This window comes from Halomonas sp. 3H, assembly GCF_024206005.1.
Classification (GTDB): Bacteria; Pseudomonadota; Gammaproteobacteria; order Pseudomonadales; family Halomonadaceae; genus Halomonas; species Halomonas campaniensis.
The window spans coordinates 840,811-860,345 of sequence record NZ_CP100360.1 but is presented as its reverse complement, the minus strand read 5'-3'; the positions used below and the strand labels follow the sequence as shown (position 1 = coordinate 860,345).

At 61.4% G+C, this 19,535-nt stretch carries 15 protein-coding genes; 8 read left to right on the top strand and 7 right to left on the bottom strand.

Annotated features, from left to right (window positions below):
* Nucleotides 1-35 precede the first annotated feature (35 nt).
* Nucleotides 36-725, top strand: coding sequence for a pirin family protein (locus NFC98_RS04145; protein ID WP_254276878.1), 690 nt, complete (start codon nucleotides 36-38; stop codon nucleotides 723-725).
* A gap of 22 nt (nucleotides 726-747) precedes the next feature.
* On the opposite strand, the gene NFC98_RS04140 is transcribed toward NFC98_RS04145, so the two are convergent.
* The 6 genes from NFC98_RS04140 to NFC98_RS04115 all read right to left on the bottom strand — a co-directional run bounded on the left by NFC98_RS04140 (nucleotide 748) and on the right by NFC98_RS04115 (nucleotide 6,935).
* On the bottom strand, nucleotides 748-1,308 hold the full coding sequence (locus NFC98_RS04140) for a cysteine hydrolase family protein (protein WP_254276877.1): 561 nt from the start codon (nucleotides 1,306-1,308) through the stop codon (nucleotides 748-750).
* A gap of 219 nt (nucleotides 1,309-1,527) precedes the next feature.
* Nucleotides 1,528-1,812, bottom strand: coding sequence for a hypothetical protein (locus NFC98_RS04135; RefSeq protein ID WP_254276876.1), 285 nt, complete (start codon nucleotides 1,810-1,812; stop codon nucleotides 1,528-1,530).
* A 328-nt stretch (nucleotides 1,813-2,140) separates the two neighbouring features.
* Nucleotides 2,141-3,061, bottom strand: coding sequence for a nucleotidyl transferase AbiEii/AbiGii toxin family protein (locus tag NFC98_RS04130; RefSeq protein ID WP_254276875.1), 921 nt, complete (start codon nucleotides 3,059-3,061; stop codon nucleotides 2,141-2,143).
* Nucleotides 3,051-3,827 carry a type IV toxin-antitoxin system AbiEi family antitoxin domain-containing protein gene (locus NFC98_RS04125; protein ID WP_254276874.1) on the bottom strand — a complete coding sequence of 259 codons (777 nt, stop codon included), beginning with the start codon at nucleotides 3,825-3,827 and terminating at the stop codon, nucleotides 3,051-3,053. The genes NFC98_RS04130 and NFC98_RS04125 overlap by 11 nt, the downstream gene beginning before the upstream one ends.
* A 220-nt stretch (nucleotides 3,828-4,047) precedes the next feature.
* Nucleotides 4,048-4,404, bottom strand: coding sequence for a nucleotide pyrophosphohydrolase (locus tag NFC98_RS04120; protein WP_254276873.1), 357 nt, complete (start codon nucleotides 4,402-4,404; stop codon nucleotides 4,048-4,050).
* Between the two features lie 107 nt (nucleotides 4,405-4,511).
* Nucleotides 4,512-6,935, bottom strand: coding sequence for a DNA/RNA helicase domain-containing protein (locus NFC98_RS04115; protein ID WP_254276872.1), 2,424 nt, complete (start codon nucleotides 6,933-6,935; stop codon nucleotides 4,512-4,514).
* A gap of 34 nt (nucleotides 6,936-6,969) precedes the next feature.
* Between NFC98_RS04115 and NFC98_RS04110 the strand changes: the two genes are divergently transcribed.
* The 5 genes from NFC98_RS04110 (at nucleotide 6,970) to NFC98_RS04090 (ending at nucleotide 13,718) form a co-directional block, all read left to right on the top strand.
* Nucleotides 6,970-7,338, top strand: a complete 369-nt coding sequence (locus tag NFC98_RS04110; protein ID WP_254276871.1) for a transposase — start codon at nucleotides 6,970-6,972, stop codon at nucleotides 7,336-7,338.
* Nucleotides 7,335-7,670: an IS66 family insertion sequence element accessory protein TnpB gene (gene tnpB / locus NFC98_RS04105; protein ID WP_254276870.1), complete on the top strand. Its 336-nt coding sequence runs from the start codon at nucleotides 7,335-7,337 to the stop codon at nucleotides 7,668-7,670. Before NFC98_RS04110 ends, tnpB begins: the two co-directional genes overlap by 4 nt.
* A gap of 92 nt (nucleotides 7,671-7,762) precedes the next feature.
* A complete protein-coding gene (locus NFC98_RS04100) occupies nucleotides 7,763-9,292 on the top strand; it encodes an IS66 family transposase (protein WP_254276869.1) in 1,530 nt (509 codons plus the stop codon).
* A gap of 750 nt (nucleotides 9,293-10,042) precedes the next feature.
* On the top strand, nucleotides 10,043-12,466 hold the full coding sequence (locus tag NFC98_RS04095; RefSeq protein ID WP_254276868.1) for a class I SAM-dependent DNA methyltransferase: 2,424 nt from the start codon (nucleotides 10,043-10,045) through the stop codon (nucleotides 12,464-12,466).
* Entirely contained in the window at nucleotides 12,459-13,718 is a 1,260-nt protein-coding gene (locus tag NFC98_RS04090; protein WP_254276867.1) for a restriction endonuclease subunit S, read from the top strand. The genes NFC98_RS04095 and NFC98_RS04090 overlap by 8 nt, the downstream gene beginning before the upstream one ends.
* Before the next feature lie 192 nt (nucleotides 13,719-13,910).
* On the opposite strand, the gene NFC98_RS04085 is transcribed toward NFC98_RS04090, so the two are convergent.
* A complete protein-coding gene (locus NFC98_RS04085) occupies nucleotides 13,911-14,843 on the bottom strand; it encodes a DUF2971 domain-containing protein (protein ID WP_254276866.1) in 933 nt (310 codons plus the stop codon).
* Between the two features lie 574 nt (nucleotides 14,844-15,417).
* Between NFC98_RS04085 and NFC98_RS04080 the strand changes: the two genes are divergently transcribed.
* Together NFC98_RS04080 and NFC98_RS04075 are read left to right on the top strand one after the other, a co-directional pair.
* Nucleotides 15,418-18,777 carry a type I restriction endonuclease subunit R gene (locus NFC98_RS04080; protein WP_254276865.1) on the top strand — a complete coding sequence of 1,120 codons (3,360 nt, stop codon included), beginning with the start codon at nucleotides 15,418-15,420 and terminating at the stop codon, nucleotides 18,775-18,777.
* On the top strand, nucleotides 18,774-19,475 hold the full coding sequence (locus NFC98_RS04075; protein WP_254276864.1) for a M48 family metallopeptidase: 702 nt from the start codon (nucleotides 18,774-18,776) through the stop codon (nucleotides 19,473-19,475). Before NFC98_RS04080 ends, NFC98_RS04075 begins: the two co-directional genes overlap by 4 nt.
* The last annotated feature ends 60 nt before the right edge of the window (nucleotides 19,476-19,535 follow it).

Below are 19,535 nucleotides of genomic sequence, written 5' to 3'. Positions count from 1 at the left end.
CCGGATGATGGGCAACCCTCTGGAGGAAGATTCCGATGATCATTCGTCATGCCAACGAGCGCGGCTACGCCGACCACGGCTGGCTGAAGTCTCGCCACACCTTCTCGTTTGCCGACTACTTCGACCCGAACCACATGGGCTTTCGCAAGCTGCGCGTGATCAACGAGGATCGCGTGCAGGGCGGCCAGGGCTTCGGCGCCCATCCCCACCGTGACATGGAGATCCTCTCCTACGTGCTGGAAGGCGAGATGGCCCACAAGGACAGCATGGGCAACGGCGCGATCATGCGCCCGGGCGATGTGCAGCGCATGTCGGCCGGCACCGGTGTGATTCACAGCGAGTTCAACAACGCCCCCGACCGGGAGCTGCACTTCCTGCAGATCTGGATCGAACCCGAGCGGCGAGGCATCGCCCCCGGCTACGAGCAGAAGGCCTTTCCCGCCGAGCAGCGCCAGGGGGAATGGCGGCTGGTGGTCTCCCAGCAGGGGCGCGACGGCTCGGTGAGCGTCAACCAGGACGTCAACCTCTACATCGGGCGGTTCGCTGCCGGCGAGCGGGCACCGATCCCCGCTGTGCGCCATGCCTGGCTGCAGGTGGCACGTGGCGAGACAGAGGTCAACGGGCAGCAGCTCTCGGCCGGTGACGCCGCCGCCTTCCAGCCGGGGGAGAGCATCGAGGCGGTAGGGGTGAAAAACGCAGAGATTCTCCTCTTCGACCTGGCCTGAGCGGCATTTCCCCCCATGGCAATCAGCCCTGCTGCTTCAGCCAGGCGGCGGTATCGGTGACCTCGGCATAGGCGAAGCCGAGCCCGGCCATGAAGGCCGCGTGCACCTGGGCGGCCGGCACCGTCTCGCCGTTGAACACCTGGTCGTGGGTGGCGCAGGCATCCTGCAGCACCGTGACCCCATAGCCCAGGTCGGCGGCGGTCCGGGTGGCGGCATCGATGCACATGTGGCTCATGGCCCCGACGACCACCAGCTGCTCGATGCCCTGCTCCTGAAGGTGCTCGTGCAGCGTGGTATTCAGGAAGGCGTTGACGCTGTTCTTGAGGATCACCGCCTCGCCGGCGGATTCCTGCGGCGCCATGGAGGCGTGAATACGCGCTCCCTCGCTGCCGGGCACGAAGAACGGCGCCTCGTCGGAGGGGAACTCGTGGCGGATGTGCACGATGGGCAGCGACTGCTCGCGGAAGTGGGCGAGCACGCTGGCCGCGTTCTCGGCGGCCTGTTCGATACCCACCAGCGGCCACTTTCCGGCCGGGAAGTAGTCGTTCTGCAGGTCCACGATGATCAGGGCGGTATGGTTCATGAGGCGCTTCTCCTAGGAGGATGAAGTCAGCATCATGGCAGGCCCTGGCCGCACCCACTACCCCGCCCCGCCCCTGGATACCGGCGCGCTGCTCCTAAAGGCATCAGCGCCTGTCTCAACAGGCGTAACCCACCAATCGGACTTCCGCCGAGCCAGCATCACATTTGTTTCGGCACTCCCCACTCTGACTGAGCCGGAGCCACTCGGCTCGATCAAGGCTCAGGCGGAGGCAATCAGGCCATTCCTGCGCAGCGCCGCCAGGACCTTGCGGGCGAGCCTCTCCAGGCGGGTCAGGTCTCCGAAGCGAGGCACCTCGCCCTCCTCGAGCCGGCCCTCCCACTCCTCGAGTTCGGTATCGAGGAACTCCAGCAGCTTCTTCGAGCACCCCTTGCAGGGCCCCCGACAGAGGCTCGCCTCGGGCGTATCGAAGGGCACCTGCGTCCGGATCTCCTGGATCAGGTTAAGCATGGCGGTGCGGATATCGGGGCGACTGCGCCGGGGCATGGCCTGCATATCTCCTCTGACTTGGCTGGGTGTGGACCTGCGGACGCGGTAGCGCCGCACCGCGGCATCGCAGGCCAACTGCGCTTAGTCAGGGGAAGCACGCTCGATTCTTGTAATGACGGGGCTGGCTGGGCGCCCAATCCTCTGGAAACAGCCGCCCTAGCCGGTTGAGCACACTACGAGCAATGTTACGCTTCGTGGCCAGTGACGGCCAAGGGGAGCCGGTGTAAGTCGAATACCGTCACTGTACAGGCGACTTGATCATCCGGGACCCTACAGCTATAAGGAGAAGTCTACTTAAGACGGTACGTCGCAGAGATATTGGGCATTATCTCCGAAGACTACCCAGAGCCTGCTGCAAGAGCGCCAGAGACTGACGATGCTTGTCAGCCCCCATCTTCTGGATGTTAGCGAGCTTCCAGCGCACGGCAGGCAGCCGATCGACGCCAGACAGCGGAAATAGCGCCCAGTCAGGCACCCCCTTCTTGAAGGACAGAAGAAAGCGAATATCCTTATCCGTCATCAGTTGGCCCAGCCGCGATAGCAGCTCAACGCGGACTTCCTTCAGCTCCTGCAATGGAAGGCCAACCCTGGCCATCCCGACAAACTCCTGTCGATAGACGTCGTCCAACGGTTTCAGCCGTGGGTTGATCACTTCGTTCAAGGGCCTGGGATGTCCCAGCAGATAGACCAGGAAGCCTTCGAATACGCTCCGATCCAGGCCGCCCTGATTCAGAAGCAGCTTCACATCGAAAAGGTCCCGGGGGTGCTGGCGATCCAGCGCGGCGCAGATCTTGCCGCCATACAGGTCCGGCATTGACACCACCTGCACCGCAGCAAAGCCGTACTCGTCCTCCACGGCTTCAACGACATCACGCTCCTGAGGCGGGTGCAGAGTGCCACGCAGCACCGGCGACACCTCTACCCTCACCTGATTACGCCCCCGGCGCACCAGGATCCTCAGCTCATCTCGGCGATTATCCTGAAGCTCGGCGCGCACGCCTGACAGCCGAGCACTGAAGGTCTCTGCCAGTCGCTGCAGCGCCTCGCGACAGCGTTGCAGTGCCTCGTCACGGGGCTCCAACGGCAGGTAGGCCAGGTCGATGTCGACCGAAAGGCGGGGTAATGGCTGCACGAAGAGGTTGATGGCCGTGCCCCCCTTGAGGGCAAAGCACGGCTCGTCATTGAGAAACGGCAGCAGCGAGACCAGCAGACTGACCTGTTCGTGGTAGCGAGCTTCAATCGGCATGCAGGAACGCCTCTGGCACCGTGACGTGATATTCCCTGTCCAGCTTGCCGCCTTGGCAGAGCTGCCGCTTGCCATTGCCGAGGTCGAGTCGGCCTGGTTCCAGTCGACCGTACCAGGCATGCCCGGTGTAGCGAGCCAGCACCAGGAAGGCACGCTTCGTTCTCACCGAACGGCATCCCTCCAACAATGCCTGCAGCCGACGCGGACGCAGCGTATTGAGGCCGCCGAAGGTGTCCACCAGCTCACTGCCGAACAGCAGCTCATTCGGCGTCACGGCGATCCACTCCAGCACCGCTCGCTCGGGGGTCGATACCTGCAAGCTGAAGGCCCTGCCATCCGGCGCGTAGTCCGTGAAGCTACCGGGAAGCTGCGCTGGAAGGCCCTTTTCAGAGTGGAGCACCATCCGCCCTGCCCACTCGGCGTCACTCAACCATCGAGGCAGCCGAGCGGCCTCCTTGCCATACAGGTGCGTCGTGCGCTTCCCCATGGGCAGATAGTGGACGAAGCCATGCAGTGCCAGGGCCGTCTGGCCACCCGGCCAAAGCAGTGGCAACCCCGTATCGTCGCTCGCCTGCAGGGCGAAGACAGCGCTCTCCCAGGAAATAGGCTCGCCCGCACGACAGTAGGCGCCGTGCCCCACGCGTTGCAGCCAGCCACTGCCGGCCAGCTTACGCGCCTGATCTGAGGTGACGCCGTGTGATGCCAGCCAGGCGGTCGTAACGACGGCGCCATACGGGATCTTGTGCAGCAGCTGGTTTACTTTCACATCAAAAAGCGGCCTTAAATTCCGTCTTCAGAGTGAATAATAAACCACGTTGGTTTATCTTCAAGCACAAAATCGACATTTAAGGCCGCTTTTAGCACAGAATTTAAACCGAAAGCTGAGTCTCCGTCCTTGCTTGAGTCCAAATTTAGCGGGAGGAAGCTTGAGGGACGAAGCCAGGCTGAGAAGGCCGCTGCAGGGGACAAAGCGGCCACACATCACATCAATCCTGGTAGTGTGTGTATTTTTTCGCACTTCCCTTCACTTGGTCGGTGGGATATTTCTCCGCATTCTTCTCCATCTTCGTCCGACACGCCGCTTCGATATCCACGTCCAGCTTGCCGGCCAGCCGGATCAGATAGAGTTGAACATCGGCAATTTCGTCGCGTACGGCGGCCAGTTGCTGCTCATCCAACTCCCTGGACTGCGCCTCGGTCAGCCACTGGAAGCACTCCTGCAGCTCAGCTGCCTCCACCGTCAGCGCCATGGCCAGGTTCTTGGGCGAATGGAACTGGTCCCAGTCACGCTCGGTGGCGAACTGGTCCATGGCGTCGCGGAGCTGCTTGAACGGGTCTGACATCTAGGGCTCACCTGGTTCTGCGGTATCGGATAGCGGTGAGCATGCCTGCTCTGCCTCTCGCTATCCAGCCAGCATCGGCATAGGCGACCATCCAGCCGCCCACTCGCTCACAGCACGGAGAGGAATTCACCGATGACCTTCAGATCCTCGAGCTCGTCCTCGAGTACGATGTCCTTGTAACCGAAGGCGTTGGTCTGGGGCTTCAGCACGATGCGCTGGTTCACGAACTCGCCATACTCCTCGACTTTCTCGCTCTGATACAGCTTGATCGTGAAGCTGCCGCCGTGGTCGGGGTCCTCGATGGCGCGATGCTGCACCACGACGACCTTGCCCTGCCGCGTGCCGCCGGGGTTGGCACGGAACAGACACCAGGCGCCATTGGGGATGCGCCGGTTCATCGACTCCCCCACCACCCGGCTGACGAACAGGTCGGGGCTTATACGTACATGATCCGGTAGCTCGACCCAGTGCTCGGCGTCGGCGACCTGCATCTCGCTGAACTCACCGGCGGCGATGCTCAGGTCGTACAAGGGCACATGGCGCTCGAACGGTACGGCCTCATCACGCGTCACGACGGGAAGGTGCAAGCCATCCAGCGTCTCGGCATCCTCAGGCACGTCCAGTCTCTCGGTCGCTTCTCGAGAGCGAGCATAGGCCGCGAAGTACTCGCGGGTCTCGGGGTCCGTGGCATAGACGTAACAGCCCTTCTGGCCCCGCGTCATCAGCGTGCGATAGGTGTTCTTGATGATCTGGCCGGCCAGGGCACGGGCATGCTCGGGCTGCTCCTTGAGCATCTTCTTGTAGCCATGCACCGAGCGATCCTGCCCAGCCCTCTTCCCCGCATCTGTCACCACGCGACCGTCACGAATCACGAAGTCGTCACCGATGATGACGCCGACGTAGTCGAACTCGAGCCCTTGGCAGGTGTGGATGCAGCCGACCTGCTCTGCTGATCCATCGGCGATCGCCCACAGCATGCCGTCGTCATCGAGGTTCCACTGGGCCGCGAAGTCATGTTCGGGAAACACGATGTCCATGGCCTGCTTGTCCTTCTTGCTAGCCCAGGGCCAGCAGTAGCCCGCCACCATGCGTGCCTTGTTGGCCTTGCGGTTCTTATCGAGAATCGCCCGGCGCATGGCACTCGGGTCATCGAACACCTGGAAGTCGTAGTCGATGTCCTCCAGGTCGGTGTTGGCCGTGGTGCGAATCTGAAGGGCGTGATCGAGCCAGGCTAGATAGCCGTCTGAGCCGTTGCAGCGAAACTGCGAGGCCAGCTCGAGCTCGTGGACATCGACACCGCACTCGGCTGCCCGCCGCCGGATCTCCTCGACCGTGCCCACGTCCTTCAGCGTCACGCGCTGCGCTTCATCGATGAAGAAGATCGAGAAGCGTGACGCAGCGATCACCTCCTTGATCTGGCTCTCGCCCAGGTTCTGATACATGCCGGACTTTTCATTGAGGCGATGCGCCTCGTCGACGATCAGCGCATGGAAGGTATCCGGCTCGGCGTTGACGTAGCTGCCCGAGCCCTTGAACAGGTTGTCGATGTGGGTCTTCTTGCGCGTTCCGGTCAGCTTCTTCTTGAAGACCTCCCGAGGGGCCGAGTTTCGCGACACGTACTGCGTCATCATCTCGCGCTTCGTCAGCTCCACCAGCAGGTTGATGGCCACCACCGACTTGCCGGTACCTGGCCCGCCCTTGACGATGAGGCACTGCTTATTGCCGCTGCCTGCGCGATGCGCAAGATCGATCGCGGTTTCATAGACCAGCTTCTGGTCGTCGATCATCAGGAACTCGGCGTTACCCTGCATCATCGATGCCAGGGCATCCGCCAGGTTCTTGCTCGGCTTGATTACACCATGCTCGATGCGATACATGATGTCGTTGCTGTCGCCGTACTTGATGTGCTGGCTCAGAAACTCCGAGAGCTTCAAGGCATCCTGCGAAATGAAGACTGGAGCACGGCGCGTATGATGCTCGTAGAAGGGGTCATTGATGGCGTCCCCTTGCTTCATGTTGTGCAGGTATGCGCAGGGCACCAGGCGGATTGACTCAGAGCGTACCGTCTCGTTGTAGTCCTCGATCAGCGCGCCATAGGACCATGCCTGATATGACGGATGGTTGGTCTCGCGTACACCGCCGCCCAGCTGGGTACGCACGATGGCGTCCTTCTTCGTCACCTCGACGGACTGCCACTGCTTCAGTTCCACGATGACCGCCGCATCGTCCCGCTGGTGGTTCTTGCCGGTCAGGATGAAGTCCACGCGGCGATTGGTCAGCGGAATGTTGTACTCGATGGCCACTCCCGCCGAAGCGGGAATACCCTCATCGAGCAGAGCACTCATCATGAAGCGCAGGGAGTTCTCCCAAGACGTCACCTCACTGCGAGGCGAGTTCCGGTTCAGCCTGCGTGCCACCTCGTTCTCGATGGCGTCAGTAATGACGTTGGCTCGCACATCATCGATGAACTGCTGCTTGGTGGTAACGGGCCGGTGAACACGCCTTCCGCGGAACCCTCTGGCCAGCGACATTAGGTGCCCACCTATTAATAAGTGGACACCTACCATGACTGACTTAAGCGTGCTGGAAGCCCCTCGGAAGCGTCGTCGTTTCACCGCCGCGTTCAAGGCCAGAATCGTCGAGGCCTGCCAGCAGCCCGGCGCCTCCGTGGCCGGGGTTGCCATGGAGCACAGCCTTAATGCCAACCTGGTCCACAAGTGGATCCGCACCGCCCGTCAGCGGACTGCCGCGCCAGAAGCACCGGCGTTTGTGCCGGTGCCCATGTCCAGCACCTCATTACCGGTCGCTCGCCAGAATCAGGTGGCGGACCGTATTCTCCTCACGATCCCGCACCCCAACGGCCCGCTGGTCATCGAGTGGCCTGCCTCGGAGGCCGACGCCTGCCGATCTCTGATCCGAGAGCTGCTCGCATGATCCGCATCGACGAGATCTGGCTGGCCACCGAGCCGCTGGACATGCGTGCCGGCCCGGATACCGCGCTGGCCCGAGTGGTCAAGGTGTTCGGCGCGGCGCGCCCGCACTGTGCCTATCTCTTCGCCAACCGGCGCGGCAACCGTATGAAGGTGCTGGTGCACGACGGCCTGGGTGTCTGGCTATGTGCCCGGCGCTTGAACCAGGGCAAGTTCCACTGGGCCGGTAACTGGCATGGCGATCGCGTCGCGCTCTGCCCCGAGCAGGTGACGGCGCTGGTTCAAGGCCTGCCCTGGCAGCGTCTCGGCGCCGGCGGGGTAATCTCTATGGTCTGATGCCTCGGGCTTGGAGCGGCATAGAATCTCCCGCCTCGCTATTCGCTGATGCGCTAATCCCGCTGTCAGCGTCGGGCTGGCATACTTGTCGGATGACCACGTCGCCCGATCTGTCTCAGCTCTCTCCCGATCAGCTCCGCCACCTGGCGGCCACGCTGATGTCGCAGGTGGAAGAAAAAGATAAGGCGCTCCGGCACAGCGAGCAGGTCAACCAGAAGCTGACCTATGAACTGGCATTGCTCAAGCGCCACGCCTTCGGCAAGCGCAGCGAGCAGCTCAACGTCCTGCAGATCAGCCTGCTGGAGGAGGTGGTGGATGCCGACATCGCTGCCATCGAGACCGAGCTGGAAGACCTGGCGCTGACGTCTCCCGCACCGGCGGCGAAGAAGGCCCCCAAGCGCGCTCCCTTGCCCCCCGAACTGCCGCGCACCGAGATCCACCATGACCCGGAGAGCGAGCACTGCGCCTGTGGTTGCGAGCTGCGGCGGATCGGCGAGGAGATCAGTGAGAAGCTCGACTACACGCCGGGTGTGTTTCACGTCGAGCGGCATATCCGTGGCAAGTGGGTCTGCGACCAGTGCGAGACGCTGACCCAGGCGCCGATGCCGGCCCAGATCATCGACAAGGGCATCCCCACCGCCGGCCTGCTGGCCCAGGTGCTGATCGCCAAATATGCTGATCACTTGCCGCTCTATCGTCAGGCACAGATCTTCGCCCGCGCCGGCGTGGCGCTTCCGCGCTCCACCCTGGCTGAATGGGTCGGCATCTGCGGCGTGCGGCTCCAGCCGCTGATCGATGCCTTGCGTGACCTGCTACTCAGTGAACCCGTGCTGCATGCCGACGAGACCCCGGTGCCGATGCTGGCCCCGGGTAAGAAGAAGACGCACCGCGCCTACCTCTGGGCCTATGCCACTACGCCCTATGCCGGGTTGAAGGCAGTGGTCTACAACTTCAGCGAGGGACGCGGCGGCCAGCATGCCCGCGACTTCCTCGGCGACTGGCGGGGCAAGCTGGTGTGCGACGATTACAGCGGCTACAAGCAGAGCTTCGCCAACGGCGTCACCGAAATCGGCTGCATGGCCCACGCCCGGCGCAAGTTCGTCGATCTGCACGTGGCCGACAAGAGCCAGATCGCCGGTCAGGCCATCGAGCTGATCGGTCAGCTCTACCAGGTAGAGCGCGAGGCCCAGTCACTGAGCGCTGAAGAGCGCCAACGGCTGCGGGAGACACGAGCAAGGCCCATCGCCGACGCGCTGCACCGCTGGATGTTGGCTCACAGAGAGAAAGTGCCGAACGGCTCGGCGACAGCGAAAGCGCTGGATTACAGCCTGAAGCGTTGGGCGGCGCTGACGCGCTACCTCGACGACGGCGGGTTACCGATCGACAATAATCGGGTGGAGAACCTGATTCGCCCCTGGGCGTTGGGTCGCAGTAACTGGCTGTTCGCCGGGTCACTGCGCAGTGGCCAGCGCGCCGCCACCATCATGAGCCTGATACAGTGCGCCAAGCTGAATGGCCATGAGCCCTACGCCTACCTGAAGGACGTGCTGGAACGGCTGCCGACCCAGAAGGCCAGCCAACTCCACGAACTCCTGCCCCACAACTGGCAGCACACCGGCTGATCACTGACAAGCGGTGATGCCCGGTCGCTTACGCTTGGTGGCGTTGTAGACCAACATTGTTTCGAAGCTTCCTTCTACACAGAACCCATCATCCTACTCGTAGGGTAACCGCAGCCTCTTGGTCAATGCGATAGGGGCTGTAAAACACCAGCCTGCACATCCTACGTTGGGCTCAGTGAACTGGGCGACGAGGAAGAGAGCTCCTCGCTGGAAGCGTGTCTGCACTGAGCAGACCTTATTCACTCTCACCACAGCAGTTGACCAGCAGCAGTCTCCGATGGTCACGAGATGGACAGGTACAACGAAAAACAGCGGGAGACGGGAGAAAGAAAAGCGTAAACAATTGATTCTTGGTGGGCCCAGCTTCCCTCGAAAAACAATTACAACAATATGATTTAAAAAGATTTTAGTAAATGTAGACAAGCTTCATGCCCCCAAATATGCCCCCTTCCGTACACTCCTACCGCTCTCTGAAGGCTCCTATATTGGCAGGGCGGCCGCTCGCCTAAAGTCTAAGAGCAATATCTACAATGGGCAGGGTCCCTGCGCGTGGTTCTTGAGGCGTCCAGCTGGGCGACGACTGTCCATCAGCACCACCCTCTTCGTCCTCACCGCTCCTAACCTTACCCCGCACGCCCCGCCACCCCACCAATCGCGCGTGGCCTTCTGTCCCCAAGTTTGATGAGATAGACGACAAGTACCACGGCTGCATGAGGCAGCCGACTCATCGAACACAGGGAACCGCTGTACATGATCCTCACCCTCAACCAGCTGGAACGGCACCTCTTCAAGGCGGCCGACATCCTGCGTGGGCGCATGGACGCCTCGGAGTTCAAGGAGTACATCTTCGGCATGCTCTTCCTGAAGCGCTGCTCGGATGTCTTCGAGCAACGCCAGGAGGAGGTCCGCGAGCAGCTGAGGCAGGCCGGCAAGAGCGAGATCGACATCGCCCAGGTGATCGAGATGCCGAGCTGGTACAAGGCCACCTTCTACGTGCCGGAGCAGGCGCGCTGGCCCTACCTGCTGAAGGAGGCCCACCAGGGCGTCGGCAATGCGCTGAACAAGGCGTTGGCCGGCCTGGAGGAGCACAACCCCAGCCTCGCCGGGGTGCTGGAGCATATCGACTTCACCCGCAAGGTGGGTTCCACCACCCTGCCGGACAAGAAGCTCCGTGATCTGATCGTTCACTTCAGCGAGTACCGCCTGCGCAACGAGGACTTCGAGTTCCCCGACCTGCTCGGCGCCGCCTACGAGTACCTGATCCGCGACTTCGCTGACTCCGCCGGCAAGAAGGGCGGCGAGTTCTACACTCCGCGTCCGGTGGTCCGCATGATGGTGCGCCTCATGGACCCGCAGGAGGGCCACAGCGTCTACGACCCCTGTATGGGCTCGGGCGGTATGCTGATCCTCTCCAAGGAGTACCTCGAGGAGCAAGGCGGCGACCCGCGCCGGCTCAACCTCTTCGGCCAGGAGGCCTCCGGCTCGGTGTGGGCCATCGCCAAGATGAACATGCTGCTGCACGGGGTGAGCAGTGCCGACCTGCGCAACGACGACACCCTCACCGACCCGCAGCACGTCGAGGGCGGCGAGCTGGTGCGTTTCGACCGCATCCTTACCAATCCGCCCTTCTCCATCGGCTACACGCCAAGCCAGCACTTCCCGGAGCGCTTCCACTACGGCAGCGTGCCGGAGGGCGCCAAGAAGGCCGACCTGATGTTCCTGCAGCACATGGTCGCCTGCCTCAAATCCGACGGCCGCCTGGCCACCGTCATGCCCCACGGCGTGCTGTTCCGCGGCGGCGATGAGAAGCGCATCCGCGCCGGCATGCTCGAGGACGATCTGGTGGAGGCGGTGATCGGCCTGGCCCCCAACCTCTTCTACGGCACCGGTATCCCGGCCAGCATCCTGGTGCTACGCGCCAAGGGCGCCAAGCCCGAGGAGCGCCAGGGCAAGGTGCTGTTCATCAATGCCGACCGGGAGTTCTACGAGGGCCGCGCCCAGAACCACCTGCTGCCGGAGCACATCGAGAAGATCGCCAGCACCTTTGATGCCTTCGAGGACGTGTCCGGCTTCGCCCGGGTGGTGCCCCTCGCGGAGCTGCGCGACAACGACTACAACCTCAACATCCGCCGCTACGCCGACAACACCCCACCGCCCGAGCCCCAGGACGTACGCGCCCACCTCAAGGGCGGCGTGCCGGTGGCCGAGATCGAGGCCAGGCGCCCGCTGTTCGATGCCCAGGGCCTCGACCCCATGGCGCTCTTCACACCTAGGGCGAACGACCCCGACTATGTGGACTTCGCCGAGCCCCTGAGCGAGAAGCGCGACCTCAAGCCCGCCATCGAGGCCGACGCCGGCCTGCAGCAGAAAGAGGCCAGCGTGATGGCCGCCTTCGAGGCCTGGTGGGCCGAGCACGGCGCCAGCATCACCACTCTCTCCGGTAACGGCGGCCGCCTCACCCAACTGCGCGACGAGCTGCTGGGCAGCTTCACCGCGGCCCTGGAGCCCACCGCCATGCTCGACCGCTTCGCGGTGCGCGGCATCATCGCGGGCTTCTGGTTCGACAACAAGAACGAGTTCCGCACCCTGCAGGCCCGCGGCTGCCTGGGCGTGGTGGACGCCTGGCGCACCAGCATCAACAGCCTGCTGGAGGACGAGCAGAGCAAGGCCAACCCGCTGGACCACCGCCTAGTCCACTTCCTGCTGGAGGAGTACGTGGCCGAGCTGGAGGCGATCGCCTCCCGCAAGGCAGAGCTGGATGCCCAGATCAAGGCCGCCGAGGCCAAGCCGGAGGGCGATGAAGGCGACGAAGCGGAATCCAGCGACGGCGAGGACGACGACGCCCCGACGCCGGAGCAGATCAAGGCCTGGAAGAGCCAGCGCATCCAGGTACGCAAGGCCCACAAGGCCAAGGTGGCCAGCTTCGAGACCCACCTGAACGCCGCCGTGGATGCCCTGAACGAGCCCGCCGCCGCCGAGTTGGTCGGCACCATCCTGCACAACGACCTGAAGGGCATCCTGGAGCGCTATATCCGCCAGCAGCGCCAGCAGGTGATCGCCGCCTACGAGACCTGGTGGGACAAGTACCGGGTGACGCTGGCCGATATCGAGGTCGAGCGGGATGCCGCCGCCCAGGAGCTGCAGCAGTATCTGGAGGGGCTGGGGTATGTCTGAGTTCTCTCTCGTTCCATTAGGCCAATTGGCTGAGATTCGGATGGGGCAGTCACCTGACTCAACTTACGTTTATGAAGGAAGTGAGCAAGGGGTGCCGTTCCTTCAAGGTAATGCTGAATTTGGGGTTAAGCACCCAGCGGCGAAGTATAGTTGCACCCAGCCCGCGAAGATCGCCGAACAGGGCAGTAGCCTGATTTCTGTCAGGGCGCCGGTCGGCGAGACTAATATTGCTGACCAGCTCTACTGCATAGGCCGCGGTTTGGCGGCAGTGAAATTTCATCATTATGGTGAATCACTCGGGCGCGAGCTGCTCAGTTTCAATGCGAAGAAATTAGATAAAGTTTCTCAAGGCACGACTTTTGCCGCCATAGGAGGCGCCGACTTAAGGACACTCCTGGTCGCAGACATACCGAACCAAGAAGCCAAGGTTCTTGAGGGAGTCCTCGACACCCTCGACACCCAGATCCAGAAGACCGAGGCGTTGATCGCCAAGCTGGAGAAGGTCAAGGAGGGCTTGCTCCACGACCTGCTGACCCGCGGTATCGACGAGAATAGCCAGCTCCGCCCAAGCCCTGAGCAGGCGCCGGAGCTCTACAAGGAGTCGCCGCTGGGGTTGATTCCGAGGGAGTGGCTCCCATCAAACGGCGCCGAGGCATGTAAGGAAATCGTCGTAGGAATTGTCATCAAGCCGACCCAGTACTACCGAGCTTCAGGTGTGCCTATTCTTCGCTCAGCTAATGTGCGAGAAAACCGTCTCTCTTTAGACAACCTGATGTACATGTCCCAACAGGACCATAAGGCAATGTCTAAGAGTGCCGTCAAATCCGGGGATGTTCTGACGGTAAGAACAGGGTATCCCGGCACGTCATGCGTGGTTGATGGATCCATAGAGGAAGCAAACTGCGTTGACATAATAATTAGCAGAGTTGGCGAAGGTCTTGACCCGAAATTCTGGTCGCTATGGATTAACTCCGATTTTGGGAAAGGGCATGTCTTGAAATCTCAAGGCGGACTTGCTCAACAGCACTTCAATGTTGGCGACCTCAAAAAAATTCAATTTCCGCTCCCCACAATGACAGAGCAGTTGAGAATTGTGGGGGCTTGGAGGGCGCTACAGAAACAGATCCAGCAAGAGACTACTCAGCTCGCGAAGATACAGCTTCAGAAGCATAGCCTAATGGACGACCTTCTTACCGGACGCGTCCGCGTCACCCCGCTGCTCGACCAGGCCCAGACCACCACCCCGGCATAGTCCGGGGCTCTTACAACAACATCCCAACCCCAGGACCTCATGACAGCACTAACTCTCTGAGATTTAAGAGTGACTCTCGAAAACAGTTTCGCGAGCATAAACCAAGACTCTCTCCGGTCTACCAATAAGCTTTTATTTGTGATGGAGAAGTTGATAGTCACTATTAACCAGAAGATAAACCACTACCATACATTAGTCTTTTCCGAACTCGTTTTCACAAACTAACTTTAGAACCTCATCACCCACATATGTCTCATGCTCGTTAACTTTTTTCTTAATGCGAGCAATCTCCTCTTTCAATTTACCTGGATCCACCGGGCTGTTTATCGTATACTGACTACTAACTAGATTTCTAGTTATATAAAACTGAACATCACTCCCATGACTTAAAATAGCCAAGCTTTTTATAAAATCAGCTTTTTCCTCGCTGCACCTATAACCAAAGTAAACTTTTTTTATCTGCCCCTCTTCTAAAGGGTAAAAGCTCTCCCCAACTTTTATTACTCTATACTCATCCTCATACTCCCAGCTTGGATTTTTCCTTAGAAAGGTTTTCCTAACTTCATCTTCAGTACCCCTGGCTAAAACCCTCAGCACATCCACACTATAACACTCCTTATACTCAACTTTGTTTAAGTCTTTGTCATCTATATCATATTCAATACACACGCCTCGCATTCCATCAGCATAATGACCCCACATTAGTGGATTAGAATTGTTTTTGGAAAAAGAAGATATCCGAAAAGCCGCCTGAGCTTCCTTTACTGCTCTATGGCAAAAATTATTTATATCTTCACCATTCAAACCATCAAGCAACTCATCTGCGAACTTGTCCACAAAAAAGCTTTCTTTAAATGACTTATTATGAAAAAAACCTGACGTCATGCCAGATAGTTTACTCATTTCAATTTCGTTAATATTATAACTTTCTAACAGATCACCTTTTATAGATTTAAGAAACTCTTCCTTGAACTCATTCCCACCATCACACTCATCCATATTTTTTAGAGAAAAATTGCTTTCCGTTGGATCATTAAATTTCGCAGGGTCATTAAGAAAAACAACCTTGTTATAAATGTTTTGCGCCAGCCACTCTGAAATAGTAGAGAACTGATAAACAAGCATCAAACACCCCAATACATAAGATCTTATTAAATATTTTCCTAAAATACCTTCCGCTCTGACACCACCTATCCACAGCCTTCCTGATTGTTCAGTATCTGTCCCTGTCTGCCTAAGCGTCTTCCGCGCCTTCTCAATCTACGTGCTTACCTGCCCACCAACTTCTTTTCACTTGGTTGATCATTAGCCACAGTGTGTACTTCGCCCACTGCGGTCAGACCGCCCCTGGCACTTCGCCCCTAGGTGCAATCCCTGCCCGCTTGATGTTTCTGCATTTTTTATTTGCAATTACAACGAATTGCATAACTAAAGACGATCAAGCCACATCACCTCACCATACGGCACACCTGAAAATACCATACAACGAAACATGACAGGAAAACCCTCCCGTCCACGGGATATTTCTGCGAGAACCCGGGCAGTTCCCTTTCTCATCGGCACAGCCGAGCGAGCCTCTTCAGCTCCGTGCTCTGACAGGACCGCGACATCGAAACCCTTCCCATCAATCGAGGCTCATTTCCCGACTGGCATAGGATTCGCTACCATCGAGGGCACTCATCGCGCTTTGGAGCACGGCATGGGAGGTCCCGAGTACACGGACGTCGAGAAGCCCTTCATCGACCAGCTGGTCGGCCAGGGCTGGGAGTACCTGGTCGGCTCGGTGGACGATCCCGCCGTTACCCACCGCGAGAGCTTCGCCCACGTGGTGATGGAGCCGCTGCTCCGGGAGCGACTGCGCAAGATCAACCTGCGCGACGGCAAGCCCTGGCTCGATGAATCGCGCCTGGACCAGGCGGTGGCGGCCATAACCCGGCTGCCGGCCAGTAAGGTGCTGGAGGCCAATCAGCAGGCCACCGAGCTGCTGCTGAACGGCCTGCCGGTGGAGGGCCTCGAGGGCTGGGACGGCGGCCGCGGACAGATCTTGCGCTACATCGACTGGGACGAGCCCGCCAACAATGTCTTCACCGTGGTCAACCAGTTCAAGGTGAAGTGCCCGCCCGGCCATGATTCAGCCAAGGGTCACGTCATCCCGGACCTGGTGCTGTTCGTCAACGGCATCCCGCTGGTGGTGGTGGAGTGCAAGAGCCGCACCGTACCGGAGGGGCTCAGCCAGGCGGTAGACCAGCTGCGTCGCTACCACGACCAGCGCTTCCTGGAGAACGAGGTTGGCGAGCACGAGGGGGCGCCGGCGCTGTTCGCCACCAGCCAGTTCCTGGTGGCCAGCAACTTCGATGAGGCCAGGGTCGGCACCATCGGCGCCCGCTTCGCCCACTACCTGAGCTGGAAGACGGTGGCGCCGATGCGCGAGGCGGAGGTGGCCATCGACCTCGGCGTGTCCGATCTCTCTGCCCAGCAGCGCCTGGTCGCCGGCATGCTCACACGGGCCAACCTGCTCGACATCGTGCGTCACTACACCCTGTTCATGAACATCGGCGGCCAGACCATCAAGCTGGTGTGCCGCTACCAGCAGTTCCGCGGCGTTACCCGGGCCGTCGAGAGGCTGAAGAGCGGCAAGACGCGCCGCCAGGACGGCGAGAGCGACCGCCGCGGCGGCATCGTCTGGCACACCCAGGGCAGCGGCAAGAGCCTCTCCATGGTCTTCCTGGTGCGCAAGCTGCGCACCGACCTGACGCTGCGCCGCTTCAAGGTGGTGGTGATCACCGACCGCAAGGACCTGCAGGCCCAGCTCTCCGCCACCTCCGAGCTCACCGGCGAGAGCGTCGAGAAGGCCGGCAATACCGCCCAGCTCAAGAAGCTGCTGGGCCGCGATGGGCCCGGCCTGGTGTTCGGCACCATCCAGAAGTACCGCGACCCGGATGCCGAGGGCGAGAGCGAGAGCGAGGCAGAGCAGGAGCCGGATGCTGCTGGCGCAGGAGCTGGGCTCGACACGGGCCGCCGTGATGCCGCCGAGCCCCCCAAGAAGCCGACCCTGAGCGAGCCCTTCGAGGTACTCAATACCAGCGAGGACATCCTGATCCTGGTGGATGAGGCCCACCGCACCCAGGCCGGAGACCTGCACGCCAACATGATGCGCGCGCTGCCCAACGCCGCGCGCATCGGCTTCACCGGCACGCCCATCATCATGGGCGACAAGAAGCGCACCCACGACATCTTCGGCGAGTACATCGACCGCTACACCATAAAGGAGGCCGAGCAGGATGGCGCCACGGTGCCGATACTCTACGAGGGACGCACCGCCAAGGGGGCGATCAAGGACGGCGCCAGCCTCGACGGCCTGTTCGAGGACCTGTTCCGCGATCACAGCAAGGAGGAGCTGGAGGCGATCAAGAAGAGGTACGCCACCAAGGGGCAGATCTTCGAGGCGCCACAGCTGATCCAGGAGAAGGCCCAGGACATCCTGCGCCACTACGTCACCCATATCCTGCCCAACGGCTACAAGGCACAGCTGGTGGCCTACAGCCGCCGTGCAGCGCTGCGCTACTTCGAGGCCCTCGAGCAGGCCAAGGCCGAGCTGCTGGAGGAGGCCATGGCGCTCTCCCCCGAGGACATGGCGCTGGAGGATAGCGAGCTGCTGCTGCGCCCGCCCCAGGTCAAGGCGGCAATCCAGGCCTGGCGCTATCGCCACGTGCTGCGCGAGCTGGAGTTTGCGGTGGTATTCAGCAGCGGCAATAACGACGACCCCACCTGGGCGAAGTGGAGCGACCGCGCCGCCGTCGAGAGCCACATACAGCGCTTCAAGAAGCCGCTTCCGCCGCTGGATGGGGTACCCCCCAAGGACCCCGCCAAGAACGACCCACTGGCCTTCCTGATCGTTAAGAGCATGCTGCTCACCGGCTTCGACGCCCCCATCGAGGGGGTGATGTACCTGGACCGCTCGCTGCGCCAGGCGGAGCTGCTGCAGGCCATTGCGCGGGTCAACCGTACCGGCCACGGCAAGACCCACGGCATCGTGGTGGACTACTTCGGCGTGGCCAACCACCTCAAGGAGGCGCTGGCCGCCTACAGCGAGGAGGACATCGAGGGCGCTCTCCAGAGCCTCAAGGACGAGATCCCGCTGCTGCGTGACCGCCACCTCAGGGTGATCGACGTGCTGCGTGCTCAGGGCGTGGACGACCTGGATGACGCCGAGGAGGCGGTGCAGGCGCTAGCCGACGAACGAGTGCGCGCCGAGTTCATGGTCAAGCTCAAGGAGTTCAACCGCGGCCTGGACGATGTTCTGCCGCGCCCCGAGGGGCTCGAGTTCGTCAACGACGCCAAGCGGCTCGCCTATATCCACGCCCTTGCCCGTAATCGCTACAAGGACACCCCGGAGCTCGGCCGCGACATCGGCAACAAGGTGCGTAAGCTGATCGACGACTACGTGCTCTCGCTCGGTATCGACCCGCGGATCCCACCGGTGCAGCTCACCGACGCCGAGTTCGACACGCACCTCGGCCGCCAGGTCGGCGACCGCGCCAAGGCCTCGGAGATGGAACATGCGGTGCGCTCCCACGTGCGCAAGCATCTGGATGAGGACCCGGTGAAGTACGGCCGCCTCAGCGAGCGCCTGGAGGAGCTTCTCGACCAGCTCGACGGCCAGTGGGCCGAGCAGGTGGAGGCGCTCAAGACGCTGATCCAGCAGCTGCGCGACGGCGCCAGCGTCGATGGCGAAGCGATCCCCGAGATGCCCGCCCACGCCGAGCCCTTCTGGCGCGAGCTGGTGGCCAGCGCCGGCCTGGAGGTGGAGCAGATGGACGCCGCCACCGCCCAGAAGCTGCTCGACGCCACCGAGGAGGTGGTGGCCACGATCCAGCAGGAAATCGCCATCCCCGACTTCTGGAAGCCCTCGCATATTCCCGACCAGGAGCGTCTCAAGCAGGATCTGTTCGAGCAGCTGATGATGGGCGGCCTGGTGCCCATGGATCAGGCTGTGGCTGTGTCAGAACGGCTCTTCGATCTGGCGCGCAGCAACCACCACAAGCTGGTGAGCGCATGACGCAGCTCGCCGTGGACGACCTCAACTTCGAGGTGCGCGAGAGCTCGCGCCGCAAGACGCTTGAGATCACCGTGGACCGTGACGGCGAGCTGGTGATCTCCGCGCCCAGCGGCACCGATGAGCAGCACCTGCGCGACTTCGTGCTCGAGAAGCGGCTGTGGATCTATCGGAAGCTGGCGGAGAAGGCCGAGCGCCGCCGCCGGCTGCCGCGCAAGGAGTACATCAACGGCGAGGGCTTCCTCTACCTGGGACGCAGCTACCGCCTCAAGCTCGTGCCCAATGACGCCCAGGATGCCCCGCTCAAGCTCGTCGCCGGGCGTTTCCAGCTACGCGAGGACGCGCTCCCCGATGCCAGCGAGCACTTCGTCCGCTGGTACAGCGCTCGCGCCAGCGACTGGCTCTCCACCAAAGTGAAGGAGCACGCCCGGCGGATGGGCGTGGAACCTGCCGGGGTGACGGTGCAGGATATGGGCTACCGCTGGGGCTCCTGCGGCAAGGGCAACCGCGTCTACTTCCACTGGAAGACCATCCTGCTGCCCCGTCACATCGCCGAGTACGTGGTCGTCCACGAGCTCGTCCACCTGCACGAGCCCCATCACACCCCCACCTTCTGGCGCCGCCTGGAACGCGCCATGCCGGACTATGAGCAACGGAAAGGCTGGCTCGCCCGGCACGGCATCGAGGTGGAGGGGGTATAGTTGGGGCCCTATGGCAGTCACGATGAAGGCGCCTGAGGGCAGGACTGTCGAGCATTGCCC